Origin of the sequence: Vibrio hippocampi (genome assembly GCF_921292975.1) — a bacterium.
In the GTDB taxonomy this organism is placed as follows: domain Bacteria; phylum Pseudomonadota; class Gammaproteobacteria; order Enterobacterales; family Vibrionaceae; genus Vibrio; species Vibrio hippocampi.
In genome coordinates this window covers 1,887,312-1,901,338 of sequence record NZ_CAKLCM010000002.1, presented here as the reverse complement: position 1 = coordinate 1,901,338, position 14,027 = coordinate 1,887,312, and the positions used below count along the sequence as shown (strand labels likewise).

Annotated in this window: 10 protein-coding genes; 5 read left to right on the top strand and 5 right to left on the bottom strand. The window is 46.2% G+C overall.

The window, feature by feature from the left end:
• Window positions 1-55: 55 nt before the first annotated feature.
• On the bottom strand, window positions 56-1,432 hold the full coding sequence (locus L9Q39_RS10925) for a PhoH family protein (RefSeq protein ID WP_237485090.1): 1,377 nt from the start codon (window positions 1,430-1,432) through the stop codon (window positions 56-58).
• A gap of 595 nt (window positions 1,433-2,027) precedes the next feature.
• Here L9Q39_RS10925 and rapA point away from each other — a divergent pair.
• The 3 genes from rapA (at window position 2,028) to L9Q39_RS10910 (ending at window position 6,781) form a co-directional block, all read left to right on the top strand.
• On the top strand, window positions 2,028-4,934 hold the full coding sequence (gene rapA, locus L9Q39_RS10920) for an RNA polymerase-associated protein RapA (protein WP_237485089.1): 2,907 nt from the start codon (window positions 2,028-2,030) through the stop codon (window positions 4,932-4,934).
• A 64-nt stretch (window positions 4,935-4,998) separates the two neighbouring features.
• Window positions 4,999-5,736, top strand: coding sequence for a bifunctional tRNA pseudouridine(32) synthase/23S rRNA pseudouridine(746) synthase RluA (rluA, locus tag L9Q39_RS10915; protein WP_237485088.1), 738 nt, complete (start codon window positions 4,999-5,001; stop codon window positions 5,734-5,736).
• A gap of 64 nt (window positions 5,737-5,800) precedes the next feature.
• Window positions 5,801-6,781 carry a D-2-hydroxyacid dehydrogenase gene (locus tag L9Q39_RS10910; RefSeq protein ID WP_237485087.1) on the top strand — a complete coding sequence of 327 codons (981 nt, stop codon included), beginning with the start codon at window positions 5,801-5,803 and terminating at the stop codon, window positions 6,779-6,781.
• Window positions 6,782-6,935: 154 nt separating this feature from the next.
• On the opposite strand, the gene L9Q39_RS10905 is transcribed toward L9Q39_RS10910, so the two are convergent.
• From L9Q39_RS10905 to argR, 4 genes are all read right to left on the bottom strand, one after another.
• The gene (locus L9Q39_RS10905; RefSeq protein WP_237485086.1) at window positions 6,936-7,376 is read right to left on the bottom strand and encodes a universal stress protein; all 441 of its coding nucleotides are present in this window, start codon (window positions 7,374-7,376) and stop codon (window positions 6,936-6,938) included.
• 182 nt (window positions 7,377-7,558) lie between these two features.
• Complete coding sequence (locus L9Q39_RS10900) at window positions 7,559-10,135, bottom strand: TRAP transporter permease (RefSeq protein ID WP_237485085.1); 2,577 nt, start codon at window positions 10,133-10,135, stop codon at window positions 7,559-7,561.
• Between the two features lie 247 nt (window positions 10,136-10,382).
• Window positions 10,383-11,351, bottom strand: coding sequence for a TAXI family TRAP transporter solute-binding subunit (locus L9Q39_RS10895; RefSeq protein ID WP_237485084.1), 969 nt, complete (start codon window positions 11,349-11,351; stop codon window positions 10,383-10,385).
• Between the two features lie 378 nt (window positions 11,352-11,729).
• Window positions 11,730-12,200 (bottom strand): transcriptional regulator ArgR, encoded by a 471-nt coding sequence (argR, locus tag L9Q39_RS10890; protein WP_237485083.1) that lies wholly within the window; start codon window positions 12,198-12,200, stop codon window positions 11,730-11,732.
• 486 nt (window positions 12,201-12,686) lie between these two features.
• Between argR and mdh the strand changes: the two genes are divergently transcribed.
• Together mdh and L9Q39_RS10880 are read left to right on the top strand one after the other, a co-directional pair.
• Window positions 12,687-13,622 carry a malate dehydrogenase gene (gene mdh, locus L9Q39_RS10885; RefSeq protein ID WP_237485082.1) on the top strand — a complete coding sequence of 312 codons (936 nt, stop codon included), beginning with the start codon at window positions 12,687-12,689 and terminating at the stop codon, window positions 13,620-13,622.
• A 205-nt stretch (window positions 13,623-13,827) separates the two neighbouring features.
• Window positions 13,828-14,019, top strand: coding sequence for a hypothetical protein (locus L9Q39_RS10880; protein ID WP_237485081.1), 192 nt, complete (start codon window positions 13,828-13,830; stop codon window positions 14,017-14,019).
• Window positions 14,020-14,027 lie beyond the last annotated feature (8 nt).

Genomic DNA, 14,027 nt, shown 5'->3' with positions numbered 1-14,027 from the left:
TCCCATAACTTGGGAGCTTTATGTTTTTATGGGGTGAGTCTCGTTTTATTCAGGGTTACAAATTCTCTTCCGCAAACTCAGCCAAGCGACTGCGTACCACACCGTTGAGGTGAATGTTGGCGCTGCCTCCAAAGTTCTTGAAACGTTCCACCATATAAGTCAGTCCAGAGGTCACCGGTGTTAGGTACGGTGAATCAATCTGCGCCAAGTTTCCGGAGCAGACGATTTTAGTCCCCTCACCGCAGCGGGTGATAATGGTTTTTATCTGGGATGCGGTCAGGTTCTGACATTCATCCAACAGCACAAACGCATTTTGAATTGAACGACCACGCATAAAGTTGATGGATTTAAATTGAATATTGGCTTTATCGCAGATGTATTTCATCGATCCTTCCGTGCAGTGATCGTTTTTATGTAACGCTTCTAAGGTATCGGTGACCGCTGCGAGCCAAGGCATCATTTTCTCTTCCTCGGTGCCGGGCAAAAAGCCGATGGATTCACCAATATCTGGGGTATTTCGAGTCACGATAATCTTATCGAACATACCACGCTCAATGGTCATCTCAAGCGCTGCCGCCATCGCAAGCAGCGTTTTACCGCTACCCGCGGCTCCGGTAAGAATCACCAAGTCAATATCCGGATCGAGGAGCGCATCCATCGCCATTCCTTGATAGATATTTTTAGGACGAATATCCCAAGCTTGACGACACAGCAAGCGCTCTTGGCTGAGATCCCGGATTGTGACCACCTCTTCATCAATATCCGCGACACGACCGGCAAAGTCGCTCTCTTCATCAATGACGTATTGATTCACAAACGTCGGGTCTAACGCCTCTTTGCTAAAGGTGTGATAGGTTTTATTGGCGAGGGTTTTACTTTCTACCTCGGCGATGTTTTCCCAAAATGTCCCCGGTTGTACTTGGAAGCCTTTAGTGAGGTATTGCACATCATCAATCAGTTGGTCGGTGCGATAGTCTTCGACAAAACGAACGCCCGCCCCTTTTGCTCGTAATCGCATGTTGATGTCTTTGGTGACGAGGACGACTTCTCTTGGTGCGCGTTTGTTTTGTAAGTACAGCACAGCATTGAGAATACGGTTGTCCCCCTCTTTATCCATAAAGGCTTTCGAGGTGTCTTGGATGGCGTATTCGGCGAAAATAGAAATCGAGCCGGTGGCTTCATGATGATTCGCTAATGGAATACCGTCGGAAATTTCATCGGGTGTTGTGTCTTTGAAAATAGATTCGAGGGCGCGTATTGCCACTCTGGCATCACGTGCGACATCGCGTTTGCTGTCTTTAATGCGGTCCAGTTCTTCCAGTACCGTCATAGGAATGACAATGTCGTGTTCTTTGAAAGAATATATCGCGAGAGGTTCGTGGAGGAGAATGTTTGTGTCGAGAACAAAAATTTTGCGGTCGGTATCGCCCATAGAGTCTCCTTGCCGAAATCGGCGTTTGTCCTTGTCACTGATAAGGAACCGGAGTCAGACTCGGTAATCAAGGCTGGCTCTGAGTGGTAATCCTTATGAGTCAACTTTGTTTGTTCAACCTTAGACCGTATTAATACCGTCTAGGACTGAAGCGAGTACCCTTGTATACGTTAGCAAACCACTGAAGGAGCAATAGACTATCTAGGCTATCAAGGTGAATTTTGCTTCGGTCTACAGTTTGAGTATAAATGAATCTGGTTGCTTGCGTGAGCTCGCTTCATTTTTCGATACTCAAATCACAAGTTCACACCAACAGGTTGCGTCAACTTGTGTGGGTAATATCACTTTAGCCATGCAAATTTTTCACTTTTATGTCAACCGATATAATTTAAAAAAATCACCGTAATTACGGGTAATTGGCGTGACCTATATCACGCCTTGCAGTAAGATTACCGACCTTTCAACTGGCAGTTAAGGTTGAGCAAAAATTGCTCATTGACCTACTATAATTTGGGTATCATCAAGATTTATCATTAGCGATAAATAGTACGCCTGAATACATCAAAGATATCGAAACGAGTGAGGTAGTCTTTCTATGACATTTGCTTTAGGGCAGCGTTGGATAAGCGACACGGAAAGTGATTTAGGATTAGGTACAGTCGTCGCATTGGACGCGAGAACAGTATCATTAATGTTTGCAGCCTCAGAAGAGAATCGAGTCTACGCCCGAAGCGATGCTCCGGTTACGCGAGTTACTTTCAATGTCGGTGATGTCATAGATAGCCAAGAAGGTTGGTCTTTGCTCGTTGAAGAAGTGATCGAAGATCAGGGCTTGCATAGCTATCAAGGTATTCGTCAAGACACTCAAGAATCTGTGGTGCTGCGAGAGATATTTCTTAGCAACCAGATCCGCTTTAATAAGCCTCAAGACAAGTTGTTCGCCGGTCAAATTGATCGTATGGATAACTTCGTATTGCGTTATCGCGCCATCAGCAACCAGTATGAGCAGCACAAGAGTCCAATGCGTGGACTTTGTGGCATGCGTGCCGGTCTTATTCCTCATCAGCTGTTTATTGCCCATGAAGTCGGTCGCCGTTACGCGCCTCGCGTTCTTCTAGCCGATGAAGTCGGTTTAGGTAAGACCATTGAAGCAGGGATGATTATTCATCAACAGGTACTGTCTGGGCGAGCTCAACGTATTTTGATTGTCGTCCCAGAGACACTTCAGCATCAGTGGCTGGTGGAAATGATGCGTCGTTTCAACCTGCATTTTTCTATCTTTGATGAAGAGCGATGCATTGAAGCCTTCGCTGAAGCAGACAATCCTTTTGATACCCAGCAGTTTGTACTTTGTTCTTTGGATTTCTTGCGTAAGAGTCGCAAGCGCTTTGAACAGGCATTGGACGCGGATTGGGATTTGTTGGTGGTTGATGAAGCTCACCACCTTGAGTGGAGCCAAGAAGCCCCAAGTCGTGCTTATCAAGTGGTCGAAGCGCTCGCAGAGCAGACGCCCGGCGTACTGTTGCTCACTGCAACCCCTGAGCAATTGGGGCGTGAGAGCCATTTTGCCCGTTTACGACTCTTGGATTCTGACCGTTTCTTTGATTATCAAGCCTTTGTTAATGAAGAAGATCAGTACGCTCCAGTGGCGGATGCGGTGACCGAGTTACTATCGGGGCACGCATTGACCAATGACGCTAAAAACCAGATCACTGAATTGTTGTCGGAGCAAGACGTCGAGCCGCTGTTCAAGGTGCTAGAAAGCCAAGCGGATGAGCAAGAAAAGGCGACAGCGCGTACTGAACTTATTGACAATCTGATGGATCGTCACGGCACAGGTCGAGTGTTGTTCAGAAACACTCGTGCGGCAATTAAGGGCTTTCCAAAGCGTAATGTTCACTTATTGCCAATGCCGATTCCATCGCAATACACCACTTCGATGCGAGTGTCGGGCATGATCGGTGGCAAGATGGCACCAGAAGCGCGCGCAATGAAGATGCTCTACCCAGAAGAAATCTTCCAAGAGTTTGAAGGGGAAGAGTCCAGCTGGTGGCAGTTTGATTCACGAGTGAACTGGCTGATTGAAAAGATTATAGCCAAACGCAGCGATAAACTGTTAGTGATCGCATCCCGTTCTAGTACGGCGTTGCAACTTGAGCAAGCCTTGCGTGAGCGTGAGGGTATTAGAGCGACGGTATTCCATGAAGGCATGTCTATCCTAGAGCGCGATAAAGCGGCGGCTTACTTTGCTCAAGAAGAGGGTGGGGCGCAGGTGCTTATCTGTAGCGAAATTGGCTCCGAGGGGCGCAACTTCCAGTTTGCTAATCAATTAGTCATGTTCGATCTGCCGTTTAACCCAGATTTGCTTGAGCAACGTATCGGTCGCTTGGACCGTATTGGTCAGTTGCGTGATATTGATATTCATGTCCCTTACCTTGAGGGGACGTCTCAAGCCATTCTCGCTCGCTGGTTTGATGAGGGATTAAATGCTTTTGCAGAGACTTGCCCAACGGGACGTACCGTGTATGACCGCTATTCAGACTCGATTATCGAGATGTTAGCTTCTGGTGACACAAGCGAACTTGAAGAGGTGATTGAAGGCTCGAGACATCTCAACCAAGAACTGAAACTTGAGCTTGAAAAAGGTCGTGACCGTTTATTAGAGATGCACTCAAATGGTGGCGAAGCGGCGCAAGAGATCGTAGAAAAAATTGCCGCAACGGATGGGGATACTAACCTCGTTACTTTCGCTTTGAGTTTGTTTGACACTATCGGTCTTAATCAAGATGACAAGGGCGAAAATGCGTTGGTGGTGACACCATCTGAACACATGATGGTGCCAAGCTATCCGGGGCTGCCTTATGAAGGCGCGACCATTACCTTTGATCGTGAAACCGCCTTGTCTCGTGAAGATATGAACTTTATCAGCTGGGAACACCCAATGATTCAAGGTGGTATCGATCTGATCATGAGTGAAGGTGTTGGTACTTGTGCGGTGTCGTTATTGAAGAACAAAGCCTTGCCAGTGGGGACAATCTTGCTGGAGTTAGTGTATGTGGTTGATGCACAAGCGCCAAAACAAAGTGGCATTAGCCGTTTCTTACCAGCAACGCCAATTCGCTTAATGATGGACGCAAGAGGCAATGACCTTTCAGCGCAAGTTGAGTTTGAAAGCTTCAACCGACAGCTAAGCCCAGTGAATCGCCATCTAGGCAGCAAACTGGTGACCTCAGTACAGGGCGATATTCACAAGCTGATTGACGCCGGTAATCAGGTGGTTGAGCCTAAGTTGGATGAGGTGAAACAGCAGGCTCACAAAGTGATGTATGCCAGTTTGAATGGTGAACTGGAACGCTTGCAAGCACTGAAATCAGTCAATCCTAATATTCGTGATGAAGAGATTGAGGCATTAGAGCAGCAGATCCAAGCGCTTGATGGCTATATCAATCACGCCCAAGTACAATTGGATTCATTGCGACTTATCGTGGTCAGCCACAACTAAACATCACCATAAGGTGCGTTACTCTACGGCGCACCTTAACTCAACTATAAGCGGTACGACTTTCATGGCAATGCTCAGCTATACGCCACCGACATCTCCTTGGATTGAAACCCAATTTGAAGACCAAGACATTATTGTCGTGAATAAACCTTCTGGACTGTTGTCCGTGCCCGGACGTGCACCGGAACACTACGACAGCATGTGGGGTCGTTTGGTGGAACGGTACCCTGAAATACAGGTGGTGCATCGTCTGGATATGTCGACCTCAGGTTTGATGTTGTTGGCGAAAAACAAACAAGCTGAGCGGAGTCTAAAAAAACAGTTTCAGTATCGATTAACCCACAAAGTCTATTATGCACGAGTGTGGGGAACGCCGAGTGAAGCACAAGGCTTGATCGATCTGCCGTTGATCTGTGATTGGCCAAACAGACCAAGGCAAATGGTTTGTTATGAACATGGTAAGCCATCTCAAACGTATTATGAGGTGGTTAAGTCTGAGCAACAAACCAGTATTGTACGACTGTTTCCGATTACCGGACGCTCGCATCAGTTGCGAGTGCATTTGATGGCATTGGGACATCCTATCGTTGGCGATGAGTTTTACGCAACGCCAGAAGCGCTCGCATACAGTGAGCGTCTTGAGTTGCATGCTGCAGAATTGACCTTTTATCATCCGAGCAATAATCAGCTCACAGCGATGTTTGTTGATTGTGACTTCTACCCGCAAGCGACTTGCGTGGCGGTGGACCACTTCCAACCGCCGCTGGCGTTACCGGATTATAGAACGTTACCCAAACAGTAGTGGCAGGTTACTTGTTTGCGAGGACATGCTAAATTCAAGTGATTGAAATTCGCTAGGAAGCTGTATGTCTCTCGTTGACCCTCAAACCGCTAAAATTGTATTTTTGGATCGTGATACCATTCCTCCTCATATCACCATCCCTTCTCTTTCTTGTCCTCATCAATGGATAGACTATCCAGAGACGTCGCCACAACAACTGGTTGAGCGTATTAAAGACGCGGATATTGTGGTCACCAACAAAGTGATTCTCGATGCAAGCGCGTTAACTCACGCCAAAAGATTAAAACATATCGCCGTCGCGGCAACCGGCGTGAATAACGTCGATTTAGACTATTGCGCCTCGAAGGGTATCCAAGTGTCGAACATACAAGGCTATGCGACCCAGTCAGTTCCGGAACATGTGATTGCCCTGCTTTTTGCGCTGTTTCGTCGTATTCCTGGCTACCATAAGGATATTCAAACGGGAGAGTGGCAGAGGCAGAACAAATTCTGTTTCTTTACTCACCCTATCAAAGATGTCGCAGGTTCAACCTTGGGCATTATCGGGTCGGGGAGTTTAGGACGCGCCACCGCGACGCTGGCACAGGCAATCGGTGTCAAGGTGTTATTCGCTGAGCGACAACGGGCGGAGCAGTGCCGAGAAGGCTATACCCCTTTTGAGCAAGTGTTGGCAAACAGCGATGCCGTGTCGCTTTTATGCCCATTGACCGATGACACTCGAAATCTGATTGGTCGTGATGAACTGCAACAGATGAAATCCTCCGCAGTTTTGATCAATACCGGACGTGGCGGTTTGGTGGATGAACAGGCTCTAGTTGAAGCACTACAGAGCGGAGAAATTAGTGGTGCTGGCGTCGATGTGTTTACCGAAGAACCTGCCGACGACAGCAACCCATTACTGGCAAACAGCACCTTGCCGAATCTAATTCTAACCCCCCATGTCGCTTGGGGCAGTGATTCATCCATTACCCGATTATGTGAAATTTTAGTCGCCAATATCGAAGCCAGCCTACAGCAACACCCCATAAAAAACCGAGTCGTCTAGACAAGCAACCCAGATAAAAACAGATAAAAAAACTCCCCAAGCCCAGCTTGAGGAGTTAATCTGATCTACCTAGCACCTAGCACCTAGCACCTAGCACCTAGCACCTAGCACCTAGCACCTAGCACCTAGCACCTAGCACCTAGCACCTAATATCCTAACTACTCTGCGGCTTAACGACGAGTACATTAATCGGCGAATTCTGCACAACCTTACTCGCCACCGAGCCAAGAACAACCTTGTCAATTTTTGAACGCTTATGACTTGGCATCACGATCAGATCCGCGCCTAGACGCTCGGCGTTATCTAAAATCGTTGCCCATGGTTTACCTTCAGCAACATGCACTTTATAGATTACATCGTCATCAATGTGTTGATCGGCAAACGCTTTAAGTTGTGCTTTGACATCCTGTTTCATTTTAGCTGCGGCGTCTTTTGGAAAATAGGTCGCGACCATAGACATGTGAATACCAGGAAGTACGTTGAGCAGGTGGATCTCTGCGTTAGAGTGTTTCGCGTGCCAAACAGCAATCTCTACCGCTTTGTCAGAAAAACCTTTGTCATTTAGATCGACAGGAACAAGGATTTGCTTGTACATATGTTCTCTCTTCTATGGTGATATTGAGCATAAATTAGAACGCTGGAGCTGATCCTTTTATCCAAATCGTTAGCAGCAAGAGCGGGTATAAATATCAACCCAAGTAACAGAGTAGCAATTGACGCTATAAAATAATTGAAACTTTCGTTACTTGGGCTTCGAGCTCTAACTTTACTTTTATACTATGCGCTTAAATTTTCCCTACGGGCGCGACGCTTCTGGTTGACTGCCATGAGTAGCACGATTAACAGCGCAGGCAAGAACACCCACTCTTTCATCGGTCTATCAGCATCTTGGATAACCGACTTGATTTCCCAATCAAAGTCGACCCCAGACGCTTCAGCTGGACTGCCAAATTCCACCATATCAACAATCATCTTATCGTCGGCTTCAATGAGCATAAGTCCCGTCGAGCTGATGCGGTCTTCGGCAGTTTTGGCTTGATCGTCAAAAGGTAAATTTACGGTTTTTTCAACGTAATTACCTTCCAGCGTTTCGCCAGCAACCCTCAGCTGAATAGATTGTCCAACATTTAGCTTTTCAATAACTTGAGCTATCTCAACACCCGGTGTGACAGTTTTGGCTGGGTACAACATATCCCACCAATATCCCGGTCTGAAGAACGAGAAAGTCAGTACCAATAGTAAGATGGTTTCCCACCATTTGTTCTTGGTAAACCACCAACCTTGAGTCGCCGCGGAGAACAATAACATCGCCGTAATGGCAGACAGAACCGTTAGCATTAAGTGCCACCAACTTTCGACACCCATCATCAATAACTGAGTATTGAAGATAAACATAAATGGTAGGATGGCGGTACGAATATCGTAGGTAAAGCCTTGAATACCAGTACGTATCGGATCCGATTTTGCAATCGCGGCGGCCGCAAAGGCGGCGAGACCCACCGGCGGTGTGTCGTCAGCGAGTATGCCAAAATAGAACACGAATAAGTGCACCGCAATCAGTGGAATGATTAAGCCGTGAGCCGCGCCAAGCGTTACAATCACCGGAGCCATCAGCGTTGAAACTACGATGTAGTTTGCCGTTGTTGGCAGACCCATACCAAGCACTAGACTGATCACCGCAGTAAATAGCAGCATGAGAATAACGTTACCGCCGGAGATAAACTCAACGAATTCCGTCATCACCAGTCCGATCCCCGTCAGCGTTACCACGCCCACGACTGTGCCTGCTGCCGCTGTTGCCACACCGATACCGATCATGTTTCGAGCACCGTTGACTAAACTTTCAGCAAGGTCGACAAAGCCAGCTTTAAGTTGCTCGGTTATATCGTTCGACTTGTTCATCATCGCCATCAATGGGCGCTGTGTGATTAGGATAAAAATCATAAACACCGTTGCCCAGAATGCAGACAAACCCGGCGAGAAGCGTTCCACAGTTAAACACCAAACTAACACCACGATAGGGAGTAGGAAGTGTAATCCGGACTTAATCGTCGGACCGGGATCTGGAACTTCAGTTAACTCAGCGTCGATCTCTGGACTACCCGAAGAGTACGCCGAAGAGATCTTCAGTAGACCTAAATAGGTCAGCAGAAGCGCTACCGCAACGATTGGGGTTGCAGCATCACCAAATACACCTTTAGTCCAGCCGATACCGTAGTACACCACCGCGCTAATTACACATAGACCTAAAATGGTGCCAGTGAATGACAGTAGGCTTTGTACCAGCGTTGGTGTGTGACGTCGTGGTAAACCGGTCATCCCCGCTTTACAGGCTTCAAGGTGAACAATATAGATAAGAGCAATATATGAAATCAGAGCCGGTAACAGAGCCGCCTTGATAACTTCAACATAAGAAATACCGACATACTCAACCATCAGGAAGGCAGCGGCACCCATAATAGGAGGTGTTAGCTGACCATTGGTTGAGGCCGCCACTTCGACCGCACCGGCTTTGGTTCCAGGGAAGCCAACTCGCTTCATTAAAGGAATGGTGAATGTGCCCGTTGTTACCACGTTGGCAATAGAAGAGCCTGATACCAACCCTGATAGACCAGATGCAACAACGGCCGCCTTTGCCGGACCGCCACGCATATGACCAAGCAGCGAGAAAGCGACTTTAATAAAGTACGCACCCGCACCCGCTCGTTCTAGCATGGCACCGAAGAGTACAAACAAGAAAACAAACGAAGTCGATACGCCAAGCGCAACACCAAATACCCCTTCAGTCGTTAACCAAAGGTGAGACATCGCTTTATTTAGGCTTGCGCCTTTGTGCGCAATGACATCTGGCATATAAGGACCGCCAAATGTATATAACAGGAATACAGCAGCGACCACCATGAGCGGTGGACCTAAAGCGCGTCTTGTCGCTTCTAACAGCAGCACCATACCAGTAACCGCAGCAACGATATCCATCGTTGTCGGTGCGCCAGAACGATCGGCAAGCTGTGAATAGAAAATGTAGATGTACGCCGCTGAAAAGCTCCCTGCTAATGCTAATACCCAATCAATAACAGGGATACGATCTCTGGGTGAGCCTTTTAATGCAGGGTAGGCAGTAAACGCAAGGAATACAGCAAACGTAAGGTGTATAGAACGGGCTTGAGTGTCATTCAATACGGCGAAATCAAAAATAAACGGTAGTGGTGATGCGTACCAAAGTTGGAATAATGACCAGCAAAGAGGGACGAACCAGAGAATTTTACCTGGAATCCCTGCTGGGTTACGTGCCCCAGTATCTGCCTGAGCGACCATTTCTTGCACATCTTGCGACGGTTGCGATGTCTGCGTCATGTACTTTACCTTTTATTATTTATGGTCCAATGCCTTCAATTAACGAACAAAATATACAGGCTGACAATGATGTGCCGCCAACCAATAATAGATTATAGGATGATTTTGCCGTTTTAATTGGGCTCTAAATATCGTGGGCTGTCAAAACTAAGCCCAAAATAACGACATCAGAACTAGTCTGATGTCGTTGTTTTCGAGATGACTCGTATGAAAAGTGGTAGGAGAGTGGCTCCTACCCAGCGAAGCCTTACTTAATAAGACCCACTTCTTTGTAGTACTTAACAGCACCTGGGTGCAGTGGGATAGAGAGACCCGCTTGCACCATATCTTCTTTCTTCAAGTTAGCGAATGCTGGGTGCAGACGCTTGAAGGTGTTGAAGTTCTCGAAAACGGCTTTCGCAACGTTGTAAGCGACTTCGTCAGAAACATCAGAAGTTGTCACCATCGTTGCTGCAACACCGAAGCTGTTCACATCGTTGTCTGTACCGCGGTACATACCCGCTGGAACACTGCTGTATGCATAGTAAGGGTTGTCGGCTACGATTTTGTCGATCTTGTCACCAGTAGCAGAAACCAGTTTTGCATCGCAAGACGTTGTTGCTTCTTTGATTGATCCATTTGGATGACCTACAACGTAAACAAACGCGTCAATCTTGTTGTCACACAGTGCTTGTGAACGCTCTGAACCTTTCAATTCTGAAGCCAGTTTGAAATCGTCATTTGTCCAGCCAAATGCGTCCATAACCACACCCATCGTCGCACGGTCACCCGAGCCTGGGTTACCAATGTTGACTCGTTTGCCTTTTAGATCTGATACGTTTTCGATACCAGCATCAGTACGAGCGATGATGTTGAATGGTTCTGTGTGTAGAGAGAACATAGCGCGAAGCTTTTTGTACGGACCTTGGTCAGCAAACTTGCTGGTACCATTGTAACCGTGATACTGCCAGTCAGACTGTACAATACCAAAATCCAATTCGCCTGCGCGGATGGTATTCACGTTGTAGATAGAACCGCCAGTAGACTCTACTGAACAGCGGATGTTGTGATCCTTGCGACCTTTATTCACAAGCTTACAAATTGCACCACCAGTTGGGTAGTAAACACCCGTTACTGAACCTGTACCAATTGTAATGAACTCTTGAGCGTTAACAGCGCCTGCGCCCATAACTGCAGCAGCAATTGCACCGACTTTAACAAGTTTCTTAAGTGCCATGAATTTTCCTTCCTTATCCATTATTAGCTCTGAATAACTATAGCTTTGAATAACTAGTAAGCTTTGAATAACTATAGTTCTATTCAGAAGTTTCCCTTGCGGAAACCGAGCCATTTTCAATCCTTCTGTTGAAAATGCGCGGTCATGATAGCAAAAAAATCGGCAGAAAATGATTCTAATAGCGTGATATATAGTGTATTTATCTGTACGGTAACAATAGGGATAAAGCGATAATGTGGAATGTTTATCTCTAAAAACAATTGGTTACAATAAATGTAAAATAAAAAACGAGAAGTTCCAAGATGTGAGTTAGATCACGGAAATAATCCTTTCCGTGATACTTTATTCTAAGCGTTTAAAAAACAATCGTTTTTTTGTTTAGCCTGCCCATTCAAAGAGGTCGCAAACTGACTGGAAAAGTTGCTCTGTAGTAATGTTAAGAGTCGGCGTAATAAAGATCGTATCGTCACCCGCTACGACGCCCAGTATGCCTTCAGACTTGCCTAAAGAGTCAAGTAGTCGTGCGATCAGTTGTGCCGCTCCTGGACCGGTATGGATAACCACAAGCGCAACGTTGTGGTCAATATCCAGCACTAATTCACGAAGTGAACTTGAAACGGTTGGTACGCCTAACTCGGCTGGTAAGCAGTAGACCATTTCCATTTTTGCGTTGCGAGTTCTCACCGCACCAAACTTGGTTAACATACGTGAGACTTTAGATTGGTTGATATTCTCAAAGCCTTCTAGTTTCAACGCGTCAACGATCTCTCCTTGGGAACCAAAACGCTCCTCTTTAAGTAGAGCTTTAAAGGCTCTGACTAAATTGTCTTGTTTATCATTATTGCGCATAAACGCCTCTTATAATTGTGTTTCGTTTATCTACCCATCAGCGTATGTCAGATTCACTGTAGGGGAGAATCGTTTAGCTAGTAGAGTATGCAGATCTAGATATTGTCTCACATATCAATATTTTTGACCAAATTATCCCACTATTCTGCTAAACATATCACTTTCAAATCGAGATAACGTTCGCCGTAAACCACAAAAAATATGAGGGGAAAGATTAAATTAAATCAAAGTGTTACGTTCTGTATAACGCTAAGGGATGAATGTGATGTATCAGGTCGCAAAACTGATGTTAAATGATTGTAATCGAAAGGTAGATATTATAGGTTTTCTATGATTAAGGAAGAAATACCTCGTCTGTCTCAAGTGGCTACAAGATGTTGGTTTTGCCAGAGCTACTTAAGGATAGGAACAGCGACGATTGAAGACTCAAATTATTAAATACCCGTCGTCAGAATATAAGTAGAATTCATCTCAAGGAGAATCGAAATGAAAGTAGCAGTTCTTGGTGCCGCAGGTGGCATCGGTCAAGCCCTAGCCTTATTGCTTAAAAACCGCCTTCCAGCGGGTTCAGATTTATCTTTATATGATATTGCTCCGGTGACACCAGGGGTTGCAGCGGATCTGAGCCATATCCCAACACCAGTCGCCATTAAAGGTTTTGCTGGTGAAGATCCGACTCCTGCGCTTGAAGGGGCAGATGTCGTTTTAATTTCTGCTGGCGTCGCGCGTAAACCCGGTATGGATCGCTCTGATCTATTTAACGTGAATGCGGGTATTGTTAAATCGCTGACTGAGAAAGTTGCCACCGTTTGTCCAAAAGCCTGTATTGGCATTATTACTAATCCAGTGAATACCACCGTGCCGATCGCTGCGGAAGTACTCAAAAAAGCGGGCGTTTATGACAAGCGTAAGTTGTTTGGTGTGACAACCCTTGATGTGATTCGCTCGGAAACATTTGTTGCCGAACTGAAGCAGAAAGATCCGGGTGAGGTTCGTGTTCCCGTGATTGGTGGACACTCAGGCGTCACTATTCTTCCTTTACTCTCACAGGTTGAGGGTGTTGACTTTACACAAGAAGAAGTGGCGGCTCTAACTAAGCGTATCCAAAATGCGGGCACAGAAGTCGTTGAAGCGAAAGCGGGCGGCGGTTCTGCGACACTTTCAATGGGTCAAGCGGCATGCCGTTTTGGTCTAGCGCTTGTGAAAGGCTTACAAGGTCAAGAAAGTGTGATTGAGTGCGCTTATGTCGAAGGTGCGGGTGAACATGCCCCATTCTTTGCTCAACCAGTTAAGTTAAGCAAAGAGGGTGTCGAAGCGGTGCTGCCATACGGAGCTTTAAGTGATTTTGAAAAAGCGAACCTAGACAGTATGTTGGAAACGCTGAATAAAGATATCGAAATCGGCGTTGAGTTTGCCAAGTAAATTTTAAATTGACTCACGTTGTTAAGCCGACCTTACTTAGGTCGGCTTTTTTGATCTGCCGTCTTTTGTGAACTTTGGTTATTTATTGTCCGACGGTTGTTTATTGATCGATGGCTGTTTATTGATCGATTGTTATTTTGTGAACTATAAACAGAGTGAAAGCGTAGCAATTAGTCTACGAGTTACTCTGGTGAAGGTAGTCACTATGGAAATGAAAGATGTAGAGAAAGGTATGTGGGTCGAATCACAACACGGAGTGGGCAAAGTCTTGGTGATAGATAGCGTGTCTCAGTCGGTATTGGTCGAGCCATTAGGCTCAGATATGCAGTGGGCTTTGTCGGTTGAAGAGGTCGAAGAGGATCTACAACTTCACAATGGCTGTGACCAATACTACTAGTCGAAAAT

What these genes read in the sequence shown, in the direction of transcription:
- L9Q39_RS10925 (WP_237485090.1), bottom strand. Translation starts at nt 1,432, where the DNA reads ATGGGCGATACCGACCGCAAAATTTTTGTTCTCGACACAAACATTCTC.
- L9Q39_RS10880 (WP_237485081.1), top strand. Translation starts at nt 13,828, where the DNA reads ATGGAAATGAAAGATGTAGAGAAAGGTATGTGGGTCGAATCACAACAC.
- L9Q39_RS10910 (WP_237485087.1), top strand. Translation starts at nt 5,801, where the DNA reads ATGTCTCTCGTTGACCCTCAAACCGCTAAAATTGTATTTTTGGATCGT.
- L9Q39_RS10895 (WP_237485084.1), bottom strand. Translation starts at nt 11,351, where the DNA reads ATGGCACTTAAGAAACTTGTTAAAGTCGGTGCAATTGCTGCTGCAGTT.
- L9Q39_RS10900 (WP_237485085.1), bottom strand. Translation starts at nt 10,135, where the DNA reads ATGACGCAGACATCGCAACCGTCGCAAGATGTGCAAGAAATGGTCGCT.
- rapA (WP_237485089.1), top strand. Translation starts at nt 2,028, where the DNA reads ATGACATTTGCTTTAGGGCAGCGTTGGATAAGCGACACGGAAAGTGAT.
- mdh (WP_237485082.1), top strand. Translation starts at nt 12,687, where the DNA reads ATGAAAGTAGCAGTTCTTGGTGCCGCAGGTGGCATCGGTCAAGCCCTA.
- rluA (WP_237485088.1), top strand. Translation starts at nt 4,999, where the DNA reads ATGGCAATGCTCAGCTATACGCCACCGACATCTCCTTGGATTGAAACC.
- argR (WP_237485083.1), bottom strand. Translation starts at nt 12,200, where the DNA reads ATGCGCAATAATGATAAACAAGACAATTTAGTCAGAGCCTTTAAAGCT.
- L9Q39_RS10905 (WP_237485086.1), bottom strand. Translation starts at nt 7,376, where the DNA reads ATGTACAAGCAAATCCTTGTTCCTGTCGATCTAAATGACAAAGGTTTT.